This is a genomic window from Paenibacillus brasilensis (genome assembly GCF_009363115.1).
Lineage (GTDB): Bacteria > Bacillota > Bacilli > Paenibacillales > Paenibacillaceae > Paenibacillus > Paenibacillus brasilensis.
This window is the reverse complement of sequence record NZ_CP045298.1, coordinates 2,428,048-2,446,858: the sequence shown is the minus strand read 5'-3', so window position 1 is coordinate 2,446,858 and position 18,811 is coordinate 2,428,048. Positions and strand designations below refer to the sequence as shown.

General features: G+C 47.9%; 16 protein-coding genes. 7 read left to right on the top strand and 9 right to left on the bottom strand.

Annotated elements, in window-relative coordinates; genetic code table 11:
• Window positions 1-14 precede the first annotated feature (14 nt).
• Window positions 15-1,013 (bottom strand): ABC transporter ATP-binding protein, encoded by a 999-nt coding sequence (locus tag GCU48_RS11460; RefSeq protein ID WP_152380085.1) that lies wholly within the window; start codon window positions 1,011-1,013, stop codon window positions 15-17.
• Between the two features lie 202 nt (window positions 1,014-1,215).
• Here GCU48_RS11460 and GCU48_RS11455 point away from each other — a divergent pair, with 202 nt between their 5' ends.
• Both GCU48_RS11455 and GCU48_RS11450 read left to right on the top strand, forming a co-directional pair.
• Window positions 1,216-2,109 (top strand): LysR family transcriptional regulator, encoded by an 894-nt coding sequence (locus GCU48_RS11455; RefSeq protein ID WP_152380084.1) that lies wholly within the window; start codon window positions 1,216-1,218, stop codon window positions 2,107-2,109.
• 127 nt (window positions 2,110-2,236) lie between these two features.
• Window positions 2,237-3,097 (top strand): CYTH domain-containing protein, encoded by an 861-nt coding sequence (locus GCU48_RS11450; RefSeq protein ID WP_152380083.1) that lies wholly within the window; start codon window positions 2,237-2,239, stop codon window positions 3,095-3,097.
• Between the two features lie 83 nt (window positions 3,098-3,180).
• On the opposite strand, the gene argS is transcribed toward GCU48_RS11450, so the two are convergent.
• The 3 genes from argS to GCU48_RS11435 all read right to left on the bottom strand — a co-directional run bounded on the left by argS (window position 3,181) and on the right by GCU48_RS11435 (window position 6,279).
• Window positions 3,181-4,860 carry an arginine--tRNA ligase gene (gene argS, locus GCU48_RS11445; RefSeq protein ID WP_152380082.1) on the bottom strand — a complete coding sequence of 560 codons (1,680 nt, stop codon included), beginning with the start codon at window positions 4,858-4,860 and terminating at the stop codon, window positions 3,181-3,183.
• Window positions 4,857-5,297 (bottom strand): YwiB family protein, encoded by a 441-nt coding sequence (locus GCU48_RS11440; RefSeq protein WP_081752181.1) that lies wholly within the window; start codon window positions 5,295-5,297, stop codon window positions 4,857-4,859. Before GCU48_RS11440 ends, argS begins: the two co-directional genes overlap by 4 nt.
• A gap of 79 nt (window positions 5,298-5,376) precedes the next feature.
• The gene (locus GCU48_RS11435; protein ID WP_152382143.1) at window positions 5,377-6,279 is read right to left on the bottom strand and encodes a LysR family transcriptional regulator; all 903 of its coding nucleotides are present in this window, start codon (window positions 6,277-6,279) and stop codon (window positions 5,377-5,379) included.
• A 150-nt stretch (window positions 6,280-6,429) separates the two neighbouring features.
• Here GCU48_RS11435 and GCU48_RS11430 point away from each other — a divergent pair, with 150 nt between their 5' ends.
• On the top strand, window positions 6,430-8,184 hold the full coding sequence (locus GCU48_RS11430; RefSeq protein WP_152380081.1) for an ABC transporter ATP-binding protein: 1,755 nt from the start codon (window positions 6,430-6,432) through the stop codon (window positions 8,182-8,184).
• The gene (locus GCU48_RS11425) at window positions 8,181-9,920 is read left to right on the top strand and encodes an ABC transporter ATP-binding protein (RefSeq protein ID WP_152380080.1); all 1,740 of its coding nucleotides are present in this window, start codon (window positions 8,181-8,183) and stop codon (window positions 9,918-9,920) included. The genes GCU48_RS11430 and GCU48_RS11425 overlap by 4 nt, the downstream gene beginning before the upstream one ends.
• A 114-nt stretch (window positions 9,921-10,034) precedes the next feature.
• Here the strand turns inward: GCU48_RS11425 and GCU48_RS11420 are convergent, their stop codons facing one another.
• Both GCU48_RS11420 and speE read right to left on the bottom strand, forming a co-directional pair.
• Window positions 10,035-11,327, bottom strand: coding sequence for an MFS transporter (locus GCU48_RS11420; RefSeq protein ID WP_152380079.1), 1,293 nt, complete (start codon window positions 11,325-11,327; stop codon window positions 10,035-10,037).
• Window positions 11,328-11,660: 333 nt separating this feature from the next.
• Window positions 11,661-12,488: a polyamine aminopropyltransferase gene (gene speE, locus GCU48_RS11415; protein WP_025716123.1), complete on the bottom strand. Its 828-nt coding sequence runs from the start codon at window positions 12,486-12,488 to the stop codon at window positions 11,661-11,663.
• Between the two features lie 320 nt (window positions 12,489-12,808).
• Here speE and GCU48_RS11410 point away from each other — a divergent pair, with 320 nt between their 5' ends.
• Window positions 12,809-14,866 (top strand): transglycosylase domain-containing protein, encoded by a 2,058-nt coding sequence (locus tag GCU48_RS11410; protein ID WP_152380078.1) that lies wholly within the window; start codon window positions 12,809-12,811, stop codon window positions 14,864-14,866.
• 142 nt (window positions 14,867-15,008) lie between these two features.
• Here the strand turns inward: GCU48_RS11410 and GCU48_RS11405 are convergent, their stop codons facing one another.
• A complete protein-coding gene (locus GCU48_RS11405; RefSeq protein ID WP_152380077.1) occupies window positions 15,009-15,506 on the bottom strand; it encodes a transporter in 498 nt (165 codons plus the stop codon).
• A gap of 481 nt (window positions 15,507-15,987) precedes the next feature.
• Here GCU48_RS11405 and GCU48_RS11395 point away from each other — a divergent pair, with 481 nt between their 5' ends.
• Window positions 15,988-16,839 (top strand): pentapeptide repeat-containing protein, encoded by an 852-nt coding sequence (locus GCU48_RS11395; RefSeq protein ID WP_025719932.1) that lies wholly within the window; start codon window positions 15,988-15,990, stop codon window positions 16,837-16,839.
• A gap of 111 nt (window positions 16,840-16,950) precedes the next feature.
• On the opposite strand, the gene GCU48_RS11390 is transcribed toward GCU48_RS11395, so the two are convergent.
• Window positions 16,951-17,304, bottom strand: coding sequence for a YunG family protein (locus GCU48_RS11390; protein ID WP_152380076.1), 354 nt, complete (start codon window positions 17,302-17,304; stop codon window positions 16,951-16,953).
• Window positions 17,305-17,363: 59 nt separating this feature from the next.
• On the opposite strand from GCU48_RS11390, the gene GCU48_RS11385 reads away from it, so the two are divergent.
• Window positions 17,364-17,576, top strand: coding sequence for an MBL fold metallo-hydrolase (locus tag GCU48_RS11385; RefSeq protein ID WP_231503727.1), 213 nt, complete (start codon window positions 17,364-17,366; stop codon window positions 17,574-17,576).
• A 337-nt stretch (window positions 17,577-17,913) separates the two neighbouring features.
• Here GCU48_RS11385 and GCU48_RS11380 read toward each other — a convergent pair whose 3' ends face one another.
• Complete coding sequence (locus GCU48_RS11380) at window positions 17,914-18,774, bottom strand: LysR family transcriptional regulator (protein ID WP_152380075.1); 861 nt, start codon at window positions 18,772-18,774, stop codon at window positions 17,914-17,916.
• Window positions 18,775-18,811: the final 37 nt, after the last annotated feature.

The following is an 18,811-nucleotide window of genomic DNA, read 5'->3' as shown; positions in this document are numbered from 1 at the left end:
GTTTACCCCTTTTCCTATGGTTCGAGTTGGTGGATGTACTGCGGTGATACCCAAATTTGCTTTCGTGATCCTATGGACAAACGGGTCGAATGATAAGCGCTCCATAGCTCTCCATTCTCAGCCAGTATACGGATCTCATACCGATCCCCCACATAGCTGACATGCTGAACCTCTACTGTAAAAGCGTGCTGGTCCACTTGATCCTGTTGCCAGCGCACATGCTCAGGGCGGAATAGCATCCGCTCCGGCTGTAGCCAGTTCGATTTACCGATAAACCTCGCCACCTCTGGATGAGATGGACGACCATAGATTTCCTCTGGCGTTCCCGTCTGTAATATATGTCCGTTTTTCATGACGACCACCTCATCAGACATCGACATCGCCTCGACTTGATCATGGGTGACGTACAGGGCGGTCAGACCCAGATCGCGTACCAGTGAAAGCATTTCGATGCGCATTTCCTCCCGCAGCACCGCATCCAGTGCACTGAGTGGCTCATCGAACAATACAAGCCGGGGCCGAACGGCAACGGCGCGGGCAAAGGCGACCCGTTGCTGCTGTCCGCCGGACAACTCATGGGGATACCTACCTTCCATCCCCGATAGTCTGACCTTGTCCAGTGCCTCTAGCACCACCGCCCGCAGCTCCTTGGCACGCCCGCCACCGGGAAGTTTAGCCTGTTTGCCTGCACGCAGGCCGAAGGCCACATTTTCAAACACCGTCATATGGGGCCACAGCGCAAAGTCCTGAAATACCATGCCGAAATGACGAAGATGTGCAGGCACATCCTTTTTACGTTCAGCCGAAAATAGAATTTCCTCCCCCAACGTGACCATGCCGCTATCTGGCGTCTCCAGCCCAGCGATCATGCGCAGAAGCGTTGTTTTCCCACAGCCGGACGGACCGAGCAGTGTTGTGAATTTTCCCCGCCGCACAAGCAGATTGGTCTCGTGCAATGCGGTCATATGACCGAAGGTTTTACTCAACCCGTGAATATGTAGATCTTGATTCATCGCATTACCCGCCTGTTCTTCTGACTGACCCCAGTGTAAAACTTGAATTCGCAGCCTGTGTTATTGGAAAGTTAAAACAAAATTAATTATTTCAATGAATTGTGTTAATACTCATAGATTTAATCTATATAGAGGGGATTGATACTGTGGCACCAGAGGGCAGGCATACATTTCCGACCAATCAGAAAGTAGGGCATCCCAAGTGAATTTGAGTCTTCTAAAACTGCACATTGTAGAGTTGCTGGACAAGCACCATAAAATTACCACCGTGGCCGAGCTTCTCGGTCTGAAACAACCAACCGTTACCTTTCATATGAAGAATCTGGAGCGGGAATTCGGTGTAAAGCTGTTTGACACGAGGATGGGCAAAATCATCCTGACAGATGCTGGCCAAGCGCTACTCCACTATGCCGCCAAGATCAACGCACTCGCTGCCGAGGCAGAGCGGGTCGTCTGCGAATTCGACACGCTTCAGCGGGGAAGCATTCGAATCGGAGCAAGCTATGTACCTGCTACCTACTTGCTCCCTGCGGTGCTGCACCGTTTTGCCCGTGAGCATCCGGGGATTCATATTTCCTTGTCGGTGAAAACTGCTCCAGTGATCAAGGACATGCTCACTCGCCACGAAATTGACCTCGGCGTCATCTCGGCAGAGCCGTTTCAATCGCCAACGCTGGTGGCCGAGCCCTTAAGCGAGGATGAACTGGTACTCATCTGCGCACCCGGTCACCCGCTCGCAAGTGAAACCGGGCTGACGCCCGAACGAATCGCTTCTTCCTCCTTCGTGCTGCATGGCAAGGATTCCAGCACACGGCATATGACCGACAAATGGTTGGAGTACGACAACCGTCGTCTCCCCTCCTATTTGGAGCTGGATTCGCTTGAGGCGATTAAGCAGTCAGTCATGCTGGGAGAACACGTCTCCTTCGTCTCCCGCATTGCCGTACAATCGGAAGTCCAACGCGGGCTGCTGGTGATCCGGCCCATTCCGGGTCACCGTGTTGAAAGATACATTTATATGGTCAGCAACCAAGACCGCCACCGTTCGACGCTGATTCGCCGTTTTGCTGAATATTTGTCATCGAACCAAGATTAAATCTTACCTGCTATATAGAAATTATGTTATTTTTTAATCGTAGTACCGCCCAGCCTTGACATACGACTGACAATAACCCCGTAAAGTATAGCGTGTACTACCATTCGGACGAACAGGAGAGGATAGAATGAAACAGAGGCTTCGTTTTACAAAAGTATTGTCAGTCTTAACCCTGAGCGCAGTGCTGCTCGTAATGGGATGGAAGGGAGCCGACCCTGCACAGGCCGCCGCCAATGCCACTCCAAGCTATGAGGTAAAGCTGCTGCTGGATACGGCTCAGGTTCTCAATGCAGATGGCTCTCTGAAAAGCAGCATAGTACATGAGTTCCACATTAGCGATGAAGTACAAAGATTGAGCGTGGAGTATTTCGATACCGATCAGCTTCAATTGAACGGCGAGGGCTGGAACGTCAGATTTCGTAAAAAAGAGGATAAAAAGAATTATGAATTAACCTACAAGAAGCGGTACACCGTCACGAACGGAGATATCGACGCGGCTCTCACCCAAGCCAATAAAGAAGGTTTTAGCGCATCCGACGATAACTATGATGCTGAGGTGGATTGGGGTTATAGCAAACAGACACTGAGCTTTTCCAATGATAAAAAAACGAACGCTTCCAAAGGATTAACTCTTCCTTCCCCGGATCAGGCGTTAAAGCAACTATTGGACAATCTTCCGGGCAAGCTGCAAAACTGGAAATCCAGCAACTGGGGCAAGAAAACTCTGGCCGACTCCAGAGTACGCGGTCCGGTACAGGTCAGCAAATATGAAGGCAGCTTCCAAGGACTGGATACCGACGTTGAAGTCTGGCCTATCCGCAGTGCAAGCGGATCCGGTACAGATACCATCATCGAAATTTCTTTTAAAACCACGGATTACAGCGCTGCCGCCAGCAACCGCACCCAGCTGATCAACTTGCTGCAATCCAAGGGATGGCTGGTTCCTGCCGATTCCCTGAAAACGAATCTGGTGCTGGAACGGTACTAAGCCAAGCTGCTTTCATATAAAAAGGAACCGCACGTGCCATCCTGTTCTGGATAGTACGTGCGGTTCTTTTATCGTTACAGCATTTACATACGTTCCGGCGCAGACACGCCCACCAGTTTCAGCACGTTGGCAATGGTGGTGCGCACCGCGCCAAACAGTGCCAAGCGAGCTTGCGTTTGAGCAGCATCCTCGGTGATGACGCGCTCTGCCTTATAGTAGCTGTGGAATAGTGAAGCCAGCTCATAGACATAGCGAATCATACGGTGCGGCGCAAAGTTCGCAGCTGCTACAGATACTTCTTCCGGCAGCTCGCCGATTTTGCGCAACAGGTCATATTCATGCTCAGCTGTCAGCTTGGACAGGTCTACTTCTGCCAGTGGCAGTACAGCAATGCCCTGCTCCTCGGCCTGGCGATATACACTGCACGCACGTGCGTGAGCATATTGCACATAGAATACCGGATTTTCATTGGAGGTGGAAATTGCCAAATCCATGTCAAAATCCAAATGCGAGTCCATGCTGCGCATCGTGAAGAAGTAACGAATCGCATCCACGCCTACTTCTTCCATCAGGTCCTCCATCGTTACGGCCTTGCCGGTACGCTTGGACATCTTCACCTTTTCCCCGTTTTGGAACAGGCTGACCATTTGGGCAATCAGCACTTTAAGCTTATCCGGGTCATTCCCCAGCGCTTCCATAGCTGCCTTCATCCGTGGAATGTAGCCATGGTGATCGGCGCCCCAGATGTTGATGATCGTATCGTAACCACGAGCATATTTATCGCTATGGTAAGCAATATCCGGCGTCAGGTATGTGTAAGTGCCGTCATTTTTGATCAATACGCGGTCTTTATCGTCGCCGTATTTGGTCGTGTTCAGCCACGTAGCTCCGTCTTTCTCGTAGATTTCATCACGGTCACGAAGTTCGTTCAGCGATTTGAGCACTTCGCCGTTGTCGTACAGCGATGTTTCGCTGAACCAGGAGTCAAACGGTACACGGAATCGTTCCAGGTCACGCTTGATCTTGTTCAGTTCCTTTTCCAGACCATATTCACGGAAATAAGCAGCGCGGTCCCCGGGTTCCATGGACAGCAGAGCATCACCCTTTTCGGCCACCAGCTCCTTGGCAAACCCGATGATATCCTCACCATGGTAACCGTCCTCTGGCATCTCCGCAGGCTGTCCCAGCTCCTGCAAATAACGTGCTTCAATCGAACGGCTCATATTGTAAATCTGGTTACCCGCATCATTAATGTAGTATTCACGAGTAACCTGATATCCGGCATAATCAAGCACATTGCAAAGAGCATCCCCCACTGCTGCACCACGCGCATGCCCCAGGTGGAGGCTGCCTGTCGGGTTCGCGCTGACAAATTCGATTTGGACCTTTTTGCCTGCCCCTACCTGTACACGTCCGTAATCTGCTCCCTGCGCTTGTACTTGTTCAATAATGGTATACAGGTAGCTCTTGTTTAGACGGAAGTTAATAAAACCCGGTCCGGCAATTTCCGCACTCTCAATAGAAGCGGCAGCCAAATCCATATTTGCGATCAAGTCTTCAGCGATTTGACGCGGGTTTTTCTTGGCAATACGGGTAAGCTGCATCGCAGCATTGGTAGCCAAATCACCGTGTGACTTGTCCTTTGGTACTTCAAGCGTAATGGTCGGCAGTTCTTCGCGGCTCACGATTCCGGCAGCCAGTATCGCGGCCTCGATTGCCGAGGTTACCTTTTGATTAATAAGTTCCAGTGGATTGCTTGTCATGATTGTTGCTCCTCCTGTATATGCAAACTGATGGCAAAATGCCCCGAGAAATCCTCAAATACGTACAAATCATAGGTCCAGCTCACATATCCGCTAAATCCATTCATCCGAATATCAAGCTTCTGCGTATGCGCAGACATGTTCAGGTTCAAATAAGGCGATCGGTAAAATCCCGGCAATCTGCGTCCAAGCGCAAATGACTGCTCCGATTGCACCTCGCCGTGACGGATTAGCTTAAGCTCATCAGGTCCGATTTTGACCGTGTTCCGTGTCGTTCCTCCCTGAGGCCCCTCTTGTGGCTCTTCATACCTTATATATAGATGCTTCCCACGCACGATGGCTTCACCGGGAAGCTCCTGGACCACATCTTCCCCATCATGATGACTATGAAGACGGATTTGGACCTTTGCATTGTGTGGCATGTGTTCAAACTCCATTCTATCGCTATCCTACTGTACTACTATATCCAGTTCCCGATTGCAATTCAAATGAGTTTTTACAAAAAGATGCTTTCATTCAAAAAAAATCAGCTATCACAGGTTCGCTCATCGGATGCCTACTAAAACTTTCGATAAATCGGGAAGCCAGGGAAGACATGTATTTATCCTTGAGCCACACGGCGGCTACACGAGTATGCAATTCTTCACACATAATTTCCTTAACGATTAACTGGTTATTGCTGCCCAGTGACAACGCAGACTGTGAAATCATGCCGATACCCAGACCTTCATTAGCCCAGTGAAGCGTGGTGCGAGCATCATCGTTTTTGCAAAAGAAGTTGGGCTCAAAGCCATGCCTCATGCAGGTATCGTGGATCAGTTGTTCGAAGCGACGGTATACAATTAACGGCCTGTTCTTCAACTCTGACAATGTGATGGTCTTCTGGTCAGGGTCCCAGTCGTGTTCTTCTGTCATCACTGCAACCATCGGCTCGGAGGCCGCATATCTGCAGCCCAAATCGGTAGTGTTGAACGGTGTCCTGACAATACCGACCTCCACAATTCCTTTGTTCAGAAGGTCGAGAATCATAAACGTATTTCCCTCATGAATTTCAAATTTTACACCCGCATAGTTTTTATGGAATTCGGAAAGCCTGTCCTTCATCAGGGCTGCGCCGGAGGAAGAGACGGTTCCAATCGCGAGGGTCCCCTTCATGCCCATGGCAACATCATTAATTTCTCTTGTCGTAGCATCTGTCAACTCCAAAATCTGCTTGGCTCTGTTCTGCAAAATGATGCCGGCCTCCGTCAGATGAAGGCTTCGTGGACCTCGATGCACGAGTTTTACACCAAGCTCCTCCTCCAGCTGCATGAGCTGCTGACTTAAGGGAGGCTGGGCCATTTTCAGCTTTTTCGCGGCTGCCGTAATTTGTCCGGCCTCTGCAATGGCCAGGAAATACTTGAGATGTCTCAATTCCATCATGGACCTCCGGTACTGATATATGTAATACATATACCTCTAATATATATTAAATATTATTCATATGGGTTGGGATATGCCATAATCATATTCAGTTATCGCGCTGGGTCAACAGGCTTTATATATTATTTAGGTTAGGTGATGGTTGATTTGCTGAAATTCGCTGTTTTTTTGAAGCCTTATAAAAAGGAAAGCATCCTTGGGCCTCTGTTTAAGCTCATTGAAGCCATTCTGGAATTATTGCTGCCTACCATGGTTGCTCTCATGATTAATCACGGCGTTGGCAAAGAAGATACCCATTATGTGTGGCAGATGGGCCTTTTAATGCTGCTTATGACCGTGCTGGGCTTCGGCAGTTCAATGGTGTGCCAGTTTTATGCAGCCCGGGCCTCTCAAGGCTTTGGTACGACGCTGCGCAACACGATGTTCCAGCACATCTCTTCGCTTTCTTATGCGGATCTCGATAAGTTTGGGACACCTTCGCTCATTAACCGGATTACAAACGATGTTAATCAGCTCCAAACGGCAGTGGCCATGCTGATTCGTCTGGTCATTCGCGCTCCTTTTATTTGTATTGGAGCTATTATAATGTCGATGATTCTGGACTTCCGTCTGGCTTTGGTGCTGTTGGCGGCTACGCCGATCCTGGCTGTGATTTTGTATCTGGTCATTACGAAGGCTTCACCATTCTACCGCTTATATCAGAAAAAACTGGATAAAATCGCTTTGGTGCTAAGCGAGAATCTGACCGGGGTACGGGTAATACGGGCTTTTGCCAAAAGAGGAGCCGAACGGGGAAAGTTCACTACAGCCTCCGATGATCTGACCCAGACTGCCATTCGTGTCGGTCGTATTTCCGCTTTGCTTAGCCCGGCCACTCTGCTGGTGGTCAACGGAGCCATTATCGCCATCCTGTGGGTCGGGGGTATCCATATTCAGTATGGAGCTCTTACACAAGGTGAGATTATCGCTTTTATTAATTATATCACGCAGATTTTACTGGCTCTGATTGTGGTGACCAATTTGATTATATTGTTCACCAAGGCTTCTACTTCAGCGGCACGGATTCAGGAGGTGCTGGATACACGAGCTTCGATCTCTGATGTTGCTGCATCTGGAGGTCAGCCACGTGCAGATCATATGTCCCCACAAGACACTGTACCAGCTATCTCCTTTGAGCATGTCTCCTTTGGATACAATACAACAGGACAAATGGCGCTTAGCGATATAGACGTAGATATCTATCCCGGTGAAACGGTCGGCATCATCGGAGGAACAGGCTCGGGAAAATCTACATTTGTGAATCTCATTCCCCGATTCTATGATGCAGTGGAAGGTAGTATACGGGTCGATGGAATCAATGTCCGGGATTACACACTTAAGCAGCTGCGGCAAAAGATCGGGATTGTCCCACAGAAGGCGCTACTGTTCACCGGCACCATAGCGGATAATATCCGCTGGGGCAATGAACATGCCACCGATGAGGAAGTCGCGCGGGCAGCCACCATCGCACAAGCGAATGAGTTCATTTCCAGCTTACCCGAAAAATACCACGCCCCGATTACCCGAGGCGGTCTTAATCTGTCGGGAGGCCAGAAGCAGCGGCTTACTATTGCAAGAGCTATTGTAGGGAACCCGGAAATCCTTATTTTGGATGATTCCTCAAGCGCACTTGATTTTGCAACCGACGCTGCCCTGCGCAAATCGCTACGGGACAATAGCGCCCATATGACCGTCCTGCTGGTCTCACAACGGGTAAGCAGCGTGCAGCATGCCGATAAGATTATCGTATTTGATGAAGGACGGATTGCCGGTATTGGCACACACGATCAGTTGATGAGCAGTTCAGATGTTTATAAGGAAATTAATCGTTCCCAGCTCTCAACGCAGGAGGTAGATCAATGAGCAGCAAGGAAACGTGGAAGAGACTGTTAACCTATGTGAATCAATATAAGAACGCGACCTTTGGGGTCATTGTCTGTGCAATTATCAGCGTGCTTGCCAGTCTGGTCGGGCCCTATATGATTGGTCGAGCTATCGACCATATGGCAGGTCAGGGGGGAGTGGATTTTAGAGGTGTCGCGCAAATTCTAGCCGGATTAGGCATTGTATATGCGGTAGGAAGTCTGTTTAGCTGGCTGCTTACGTATTTGACGAACCGGGTTGCTTATCAGACGGTAAATGATATGCGGCGGGAGTTATTTGATCATTTTAATATCCTTCCGTTAAGCTTCCATGACAATCACCCTCAAGGAGACAGTATCAGCCGATTTGTAAACGATATGGATGCTGTGTCAGATGGATTGCTCCAAGGTTTCTCTACCCTGATTACGGGGATTGTTACCATCATAGGCTCCATTGTGCTTATGCTATATATCAGTCCTTTGATGACACTGGTGGTGCTCGTCTCAGCCCCCGTCACGTATGGCGTGGCCAGATTCATTACCACAAGATCTCAACGCATGTTCCGCGAACAGGCCAAAATTTTGGGAAGTCTGAACGGTTATGTGGAGGAAATGATCGGCGGACAGCGGGTAGTGACTGCCTTTCATTATGAAAACCGCACGTTCGAGGAATTCTCCGCCAAAAATGGACAATTGTATCAAGCCGGGGTAAAATCACAGTTCTATGGATCATTATCGAACCCCTCTACCCGATTGGTTAACAACATGACTTTTTCGGTTACTGCGATGATTGGCTGTATATCCATCATTTTGGGTGTGATCTCGGTGGGCGGACTGTCAAGCTTTCTTATTTATACTAATTTGTTTGCCAAGCCATTTAACGAAATTACGGGTGTGCTCACCCAGTTCCAATCGGCAACAGCTTCCGCTCAGCGCATATTTGCCATTCTGGATTCACCGCCAGAGCAGCCGGAAAAATCAAACGCAGTGCAGTTGGAGCGCAGCAAAGGTACGATTGTTTTTGATCATGTCAAATTCTCCTATAACCCGGAACGTACACTCATTACGGACTTTAGTCTCGAGGTTAAGCCGGGCACACGGGTCGCGATTGTCGGCCAGACCGGGGCAGGCAAAACGACACTCGTCAACCTGCTCATGCGGTTTTACGATGTGGACAGCGGCTCCATATCCATCGACGGGGTGAATATCAACGACATGTCCCGGGACAGCTTGCGGACGAACTTTGGCATGGTGCTTCAGGATACATGGCTGTTCAGCGGCACCATTCGGGACAATATCGCTTACGGAAAGCCGGAAGCTACAGAAGAAGACGTCATTGCGGCTGCGACGGCTGCCAATGCGCATAGCTTCATTAAACGCCTGCCTCATGGCTACGAAACCGTCATCAGCGGCTCAGGCGACACCCTGTCCCAAGGGCAAAAGCAGCTGCTCACCATTGCACGCGTGATCCTGGTTGATCCGCCTATGCTTATTCTGGATGAAGCGACCAGCAGCATAGACACCCTGACAGAGGCGCGTATCCAGAAAGCATTTATGAAAATGATCAATGGACGAACCAGCTTTGTGATCGCCCATCGGCTATCGACCATTCGTGAAGCGGACTTGATTTTATACATGAAAAACGGTGATGTCGTCGAAAGCGGAACCCATAATGAGCTGCTTGCAAGCGGTGGCCATTATGCTTCGCTCTATAATAGCCAGTTTACTACGGCCTAGCAGGGCGGGTTAAGGGGGGAAGCCGGTTGCTCTGATGCAATCGGCTTTTTGGGTTGTAGCGTGGGGAGGAACATGGCACCTGCCAATATGACCTGTTATACGAATGCCTCAGCTTCAAATCCCTGCGCCCGTAGCGGTCGGATGGTCAATTTGCTCACTGTCTTGAAAATCACGTCGATAGAACCAGCCGATCAAGACAGCAATGGTCGTCATAGCCGCAGCCAGCAAATACACCTGCACCATACCGAAACGGTCTGCATACCAGCCCAGGAATAACAAGGACAGGCCAAAAGCGAGATTCGTAAGCACATCAATACCCGCCATTACTTTGGGGAGCTGAGCCGCCGGCGCGCTCGTTTGCAGCAAGGTGCGGCGAATAATTCCGGCCATTTGAACAGGTATACCGGATATTGCAAAAAGAACCAGTGCAGCGACTGGGATTGTATTGAGCGCAAACACAACGGTAATCAGTACATATACCATTAAAGCACCCAGCATATACAGAAAGCTGTTCTTTTGCAGCCGTTTCACCAAACCAACGACGAGAAGCCCGCCTAAAATCATGCCCGAAAAAAAGGAGGCATTCATAAAGCCCCACCAGCTCTCATCTTGATGCAGCACTTGAGTCACATATGCCAGGATGAACACGCCAACCCACGAGGTTCCTCCAATGGTATCCACACTATCCACGATCATGAGAGAACGGATGCGGCGGTTATGCCAAATGATCTTCCACCCTTCTCCAAGCTCCTTCCAGTATGCCCCCTTCTTCTTCTCTTTGACCAACCCAGCTTCATTCGAAGAAGGATCAGACGATTCAGAACGTACTTCCTCTTGAGCCAGCGGATCACGGATGAAGGACGTGACGATGGCGGCCACGAGATAGCAACACGATGCGACCACCAGCGTATTCAACGAGCCTAGCCAGACAATGACAATACCGCTTAATGCCCAGCCTGCGCATTTAACTACTTGATCACTGACCGACACCATACCGTTCGCGCGCATGAGTCCTTCACCCGTGGCCAGACGAGGTACCAGCGCATTACGAGCAGGATTGGTCCATCCATCCAGAAAAGACATGCCGAATACCATAATAAAAATAAAGAAAAAAGACTTCTGCCCAGGCGTATTCCACAGGTACAACAATAACAGCGTGAAAATCACAAACTGCCCTAGCTGGGAAAACAACAGAACCCGATTCAACCGGAAGCGACTGAGAATAATCGGTGCCACTAACCCGCTAAGAACCTGCGAAAACAAACGAAACAACGGGATCAAAATGGTCGTCATTAATGAATCACTTGAAGTAAACACCAATACCACGATACTCAGCAGATAAATAATATCCGCCACATTGGAAACCGTCTGCGACCCCCACAGGTAATAAAAAGAGCGTCTGATCAAAAAAATCTCCCCCTCTTTGGTACATCGTCAATTTATGTATTTCCATAACCAAACCTCCCCCTGTTGATATTACAATTCTGTCAAATGTCTGGTTTTCTGTATATTCTACGTATACCCTTAAATTTCCTTCTTTTATTTTTATAGGAAATTCAGTGTCCAGTATGCTTTCATGCCTGTTTTCAATGTTATCCACAACACAAAAAAAGCGTCTACAGCGCTCTTTTTCACCCAAAAACAGGCGATAAAGAACACTGCGACGCTTTCTTAAAAGTTACATTTATTTTATGTCATAACACCTTATACTGGGATGTATATCCCGCTCGTTTTACTTCCTTACTTCGTTAAATCCTCCACAAATTTAGGCAATACAAACGCCGCTTTGTGTAAACGTGGACTGTAATACCGAGTATCCATCTCCGGAATTTGAGCCTCGTCCACTTCGAGCGGGTCATACTTCTTGCTGCCAAGCGTGAACGTCCAGAGACCGCTCGGATAGGTCGGAATGTTCGCTCCGTACACACGTACAATCGGGAAAATTTCCTTTACATCTTTGTTGACCTTCTGAATCAAATCAGCCTTGAACCAAGGGTTATCCGTCTGCGCCACAAAAATGCCATCTTCCTTCAGCGCTTCAAAAATGCCTTGGTAAAATCCGCGCTCAAACAGCGGCGCTGCCGGACCGACCGGCTCCGTCGAATCGACCATGATCACGTCGTATTCATTTTTATGTTCGATAATGTGCATGTAGCCGTCATTGACCAGAACTTCCACATTAGGCTCGTCCAGCTTCCCGGCGATCTCAGGTAAATATTTTTTGGAATATTCGATCACCTTGCCGTCAATCTCAACCAGCACAGCCTTTTCCACCTCAGGGTGCTTGATAACCTCACGAATAACGCCGCCATCGCCGCCGCCCACAACCAGAACCTTTTTGGGATTCGGGTGGGTATTCAGAGCGGGGTGTGCTACCATTTCGTGATAAACGAATTCATCCTTCACGGTGGTCATCACCATGCCATCCAGTACGAGCATATTGCCGAATTCCTCTGTCTCGATCATCGCAAGATCCTGAAACTCCGTTTTCTCAGAGACATACGTTTGTTTGATTTTTGCTGTAATGCCGAAAGAGGGAGTTTGCTTCTCCGTAAACCACAAGTCCATCATTCCAACCTTCTTTCCGATCAAAGTATGTGTCCGGCAATCCTTGTATCGCCTAGGTTGCACTCTTATCATTCCAGTCGCGCCAGCATAAATGTTGGATTTCCTTATATATGCAACACGCAAACGCCAAGTTTGCTATATTTATTGTACCAAACACGCTATGCTTTCACACTTTTTGCATTATAAAGGATACCTGGATAGACTGCAAAAGCAACTTTCAGGTTTCAGCATGTTTAAAACAGATACGTATACGCATCTGATGAATAGACGCTTTCGGATTGACTATACTGAGAACATCAACCATGGAAGGAGGTGGCAGGATGGCCGCTACAACCGGGCAATTCCCCAAACGCAAGCCGCTCTGGCTTCGATGGTTCCGGGGACTACTGTCGCTTACCATTCTGACGGTCATCGCCGCCTGCATTCTGCTCGCCTATTTATATACTACCAGTCTCCCCCTCGCGGATACGGACCGGAATTCACGTCTGCTGGATAGCCAGGGTCAAGTCATTGCCACCTTCTCTGCGGGAGGCAAGGAATCCATGCCCGTCCAGCTGGATCAAATTTCACCCGATCTGATTGCAGCTACACTGGCTGTGGAAGACCGAAAGTTTTACGATCATTTCGGCTTTGATTTCAAGGGCCTGGGCAGGGCTGTGCTTGTCAATCTGACCCATTGGGATATGTCGCAAGGAGCCAGCACGCTGACTCAGCAGCTAGCACGCAATCTGTACCTATCTCATGAAAAAACGTGGACACGCAAGGCCAAGGAAGCCATCTATACCGCGCAGCTGGAAATGAAGTACACCAAGAACGAGCTGCTGCAAATGTATTTGAACGAAATCTATTATGGTCATGGTGCTTACGGCATTGAAGCGGCTTCTCAGATGTATTTCGGTAAATCGGCAAAAGATCTGGATTTGGCTGAAAGCGCCCTGTTGGCAGGTATTCCGAAGGGACCAACCTATTATTCGCCGTATAATCATATGAAAAACGCAAAGGATCGGCAAAAAATTGTGTTGGATTCCATGGCGCTCACCGGCAAAATTACTCCAGCCCAAGCCACCAAGGCCTATGGGGAAATGCTCGCCCTGCGGCCTGAGAGCCAGCGCCGGACGGTAGAAGCCGCTCCCTGGTTCCGCGATTATGTCCGCCAACTTGCAACGAATCAGCTGGGAATTAGCGAAGGCGTGCTGGAGCATGGCGGCCTAAGCATTTATACCACGCTGGACATGCACATGCAGCAAGCAGCCGAGGCGGCTGTAAATGAGGGGATGAAGGACAGCAACGGACTGGAAACGGCGTTAATCTCCATGGACCCGCGCAACGGGCATGTGAAGGCCATGGTCGGCGGGACCAACTATGTCGGCAATCAGTACAATCATGCGCTTGCCACGACCCGGCAGCCCGGCTCGTCCTTTAAGCCGATTATGTATCTGAGCGCACTGGACTCCGGCGAATTGACGAGTACGTCCAAGTTCGAAAGCCGACCAACGTTGTTTCACTACGATAACAACCGCAAAACCTACAAGCCCAAAAATTTCGGAGACAAATATTTGGGCGAAATTGATCTGCGGCGTGCGATTGCAGCGTCCGATAATATTTATGCGGTGAGCACCATTTTGAAGGTGGGGACCGACAAGGTCATGGACCTCGCCCGCAAAATGGGCATTACGAGCGAGCTGAAGCCTGTGCCTTCCCTCGCGCTGGGCGTATCGCCTGTCAGCCCGTTCGAGATGGCCTCAGCCTTCTCGGTCATCGGCAGCGGCGGACAAAAGGTCGCTCCGGTGGCGGTGCTGCGCATCACCGACGCGGCCGGGCGGTCGCTCTACGAAGCACCGCAGGCCGCTCCGGTGCAAGTGGTGAAGCCCGCCTCTGCCTACGTCCTCACGCGCCTTATGGAAGGCGTGTTCGAGGAAGGCGGTACCGGCAACCGGGTCGCAAAGCTGATCAAGCGCCCGGTTGCCGGCAAGAGCGGCACGACCAACACCGATGCCTGGATGGTCGGCTTCACACCCGAGCTGTCCACCGCTGTCTGGGTCGGCTATGACAAGGGCAAGGCCATCAGCACGCAGGATGCCAGGCGAGCGGCACCGATTTTCGCGCAATATACAGAAAAAGCGCTGGAGAATGTGCCGCCCAAAATCTTCCCCATCCCTGACGGCGTAGTCAGCGCCTATATAGATCCGGCCAGTGGCAAGCTGGCTGCGCCGGACAGTCCGGATAAGCGGCTGGAGGTATTCGTCAGCGGCACGGAGCCGAAGGAAACCATATCAGGGCAGAACAACCCACCGGCAGCGACACAGACTGACCAAGCGGAGCGACAAGCGGAAAAGAAATCATGGTGGAGCAATTTCAAGCGATGGTGGATGGAGTAACAGTCAAAAAAAGACTGAAGGAACGCTATGATCGTTTCCTCAGTCTTTTTGCTTTCTTTTATTTACTCATATGTCCCATGTATCTCTCTTGTCACGATTAGCCGCAACACCCCGGTTCAGCACGCTTTCCCCAAAGGTGCGCTTACCAAAAGCAGCTAAACGCCTCAATCCGGTTGGTGTCTATACCAAAATAAGTCCAGAAAAAACCATTCCACCGGAATCCCGCTACAGATGTTCTGCCTACAAAGACGGGATACAGCCAGAAGCGCTCGCCATTCGTCAGCCATATAAACGTGTTGCGGAACAAGCAGCCCGAGATGGCTCGGGGATCAATAGCAAAGGCCGTGACCAGCGGCCTCGGTGGCGTAAATTGCGGCGGCGGAGCAGTTGGCGCTTGAGCTTGGGGTCCCGGTCCGCCAGGACCTATCGGGCCTGGTAGCGGCGAGAACGGCCCTTGCCCTGATGGCGGGCCAAAAGGCGCCAGCGGTTGTGGCGAAAAAGTTCCTCCTGGTGGTGGGCCAATCGGTGACGGGAACGAACCCTGTGTACCAGGAAATTGGGGAATCGAAGGACCTGACGGTGTGATTGAACCCGGAGTGCCCGGTTGTGTTCCGAAAGGCACCTGTGGCATTAAAGACATTGTGTTTCACTCCTTGTGTTCTAGGCTGATGTATCCTATGCGGGACATCAGCCCGTGGACTGGGCGAATCCCCATATCGTCACGAATAGGCGGGTCCACACACAACTGCCTGTGGCCGTTCCGTAAGCTTCCCCAAACGGACTCTACAAAACAGATTGGATCGTAAAATTCACTAAACAAACACTGATCCACCGCCTTCATCAGGAGAATGGAGCCGTGTTACATGCTGTTTTCACCCTCAAAAGACAAGCCTTCATGGCTATTGACCAAATGGCAATCGAATTTGGCAAAAGCGTAACCTACTTAACTTATTATAGTCTTATCAAATAACCCGATTAAGACCACTCTGGTCTCGACCGGGTTATTTGTTATTAAGGTTGGGGATCATCTTTTCCTCCTGATATGAATGAGTATAATTAAAACAATATTTTTTATGGTAATATTACATTTAATAGATGCTAATAAAAGGATGTGTGAATCATTGTCTAATGAGTTATTCAACCATAATCATACTCAAAACAAATTTAGTGCAGATTGTGAAAAATGCTTTGGTTTATGCTGCGTAGCTTTACCTTATGCAAAATCTGCTGATTTTGCTTTTAACAAGGATGGAGGAACTCCTTGTCAAAACCTAAATGCGGATTATCGTTGTAGTATTCATAAGAATCTAAGAAATAACGGCTTGCGGGGATGCACGGTATACGATTGCTTTGGGGCAGGGCAAAAAATTTCTCAAGTTACGTACAATGGGAAAAGTTGGAGAGACGACCCGGCAATAGCTGAGGAAATGTTCAATATACTCCCCATAATGCAACAGCTTCACGAAATGCTTTATTACTTAAATGAAGCCCTTGGCTTAGAAGAAGCTCAACCCATCTATACAGACCTACAAGAAGCTATGGCGAAAACCGAACAGCTTACGGATCAAGCTCCGACATTCCTTTTAGATCTTTATGTACCAACCCATAGGGCACTCGTTAATGATTTGCTTCTACAAACAAGTGAGCTCGTACGTAAAAAAGTTAATAAAAATATGGAACACAGTAAATATGGTAAAAAAATCAAGCGCAAAGATCTTATGGGTGCTAATTTAAGAGGCGCTAATCTGAGAGGCACTAATCTGAGAGGAGTTTTACTTATTGCCGCTGATCTCCGAGAAGCTGATATGAGAATGACCGACCTTATCGGTGCGGATTTTAGAGACGCTGATTTAAGTGGAGCTAATCTCGAAGGAAGTATTTTTCTGACACAAGCGCAATTAAATTCGGCCAAGGGCAATCGTAAAACCAAAATCCCTTCTTCTTTAAGTATTCCAAGCCATTGGCTACATTAAATTCTAGCGATATAAAAATCCAACCGCGGAATCGGATGGTGCTTCCCATCATTGCCCCTTCTACTGCACCATTCCGCCTTTGGCAAAGCATGGACAATAATCATAAAGGCATCATTCCTTTTCGTTCAAAAATTCCCTTAACCGCCGGCTTAAAGCTGCATACTGCTCTGCATTGGTGTCTGAAAAAGCTTCTTCTCCGTTAGAGTGCGCATGTTGATACTGTGGAAGGCTTGAAAATTGCGACCTTGTAAAATCTATAATGTCCTCTCCGATTCGATTGTAATAATGCCAGCCACTATCCAGCCATGTCTTCAAAATATCGCCGCCAAACCTGTCCTGAACGACGAGTGCTGTAACACCGCATTGTCCCGCCGCAGGATTATCCGCTGTCCATTTAGAGCTGGACTCCAAAGACCAAGCTTGAAACAGCGCTTCTTCCAATTCTAAAAAACGATCTGCATTCAACTTGTGTCGCCCCTTTCGATTCTAATCATACTTAAAATTTATGATGAACACTCTGCACGATGATTTTAGTCGACACCGCTTACCCCGGGCAACTATCACTTTTACATGAGGCTATTCTGAGTACCGGATTACACATCCATAACCTAACCTCCATATTCATTACACACCAGGATCTTGATCATATCGGCAGCTTAGCAGATATAATCCAGGCTTCTTCATCCCCGGTTCAGGTGTTCGCCAGTTCTATCGAAAAGCCCTATATACAGGGATAGCGTAAAAAGTATGTTATTTCAGAATTCGATCTACTAGAGAGTGTACTGCACTCTGTTCCCAGGTAATCCTCATTGCCGATTGCGCCACGCTAACTGTTTCAGCACTTCTTCTGGTTGATACAACCCCTTCTAAATCTGGATTCGCAAGCGAGTCATTCATAATTTCTGGTAGTTGAAGTAAATTATCATCAATTGATTGAGGAACTGAAATGTAATATGCCCCGTAAGAATGTTCTGTTACTCCACTTGCCCCAATTAAGTTATTAAATATGTAAAAGGGCATCAAAACCTTTCAGCGCCGATATTACTTCTTTGGGTGTTGTCAACACAGAGACTCTTAACAAATACAGTTTTTAATGATTTCAATAAATAGTTTTTTTGTTTTTGGCATATATTCTAATTTTTTATTAGATAATATGCCTAATTCAACATATTGATTGTTAATTTCTACTTCTAAATACTTATTCTTATCGCCTATAGGCAGTGATTTAAAAACAGCACCTATGAATTCAGTATTTTCTATCATTTTAGGTATAACAGAAATTGCAGTTGTAGCATGAATTATGTTGTTTTTGTAGCTATTGTTAAATTGATTTCTTACCAAGTGATACGTCAAACAGTTCATCCCTCCTGTTACAAAACGAAAATCAAACAACTCCTCCATAGTCACTTTTTGACCAGCTAAAGGATGATTTTCTGAGACGATAAAACAAAGTTCTTCACTTAAAATAGGATTAAATGTAATGGAATTATTTTCAATTTTACCGCAAAATGCAAAATCAATCGTATTTTTAATTAATTTGTTATACAACTCTTCCGTTGAGGTTGAAATAAAATTACACTCCATATTCGGCTTTAGCTGTATGAATTCCTTAAATATTCTCGGAATGATATTAGAATAGTTTTCATGTATCCCAACGTTTATAACGCCTCTTTCTTCTTCTCCTAAAGAAATCATTTCGTCTTTTATATAATCCAAGTGTGAAATTAAATTGTTTATGTTCTTAGCAAGAATCTCACCTTGGGGTGTTAATGTCGCTCCCCATTCACGTTCAAATAATTGAACGCCAAATTCCTTTTCCAGCTTTTGTATTTGTCTTGTTACTGCTGATTGAGAATAATTTAATTTTTCAGCAGATTTTATAAATGTCCCTTCTTTTACAATACTGGAAAAAGTCATGAGTTCCTTAATATCCATTTATGTAACACATCCTTATTTACTTTTTGTTTCAAAA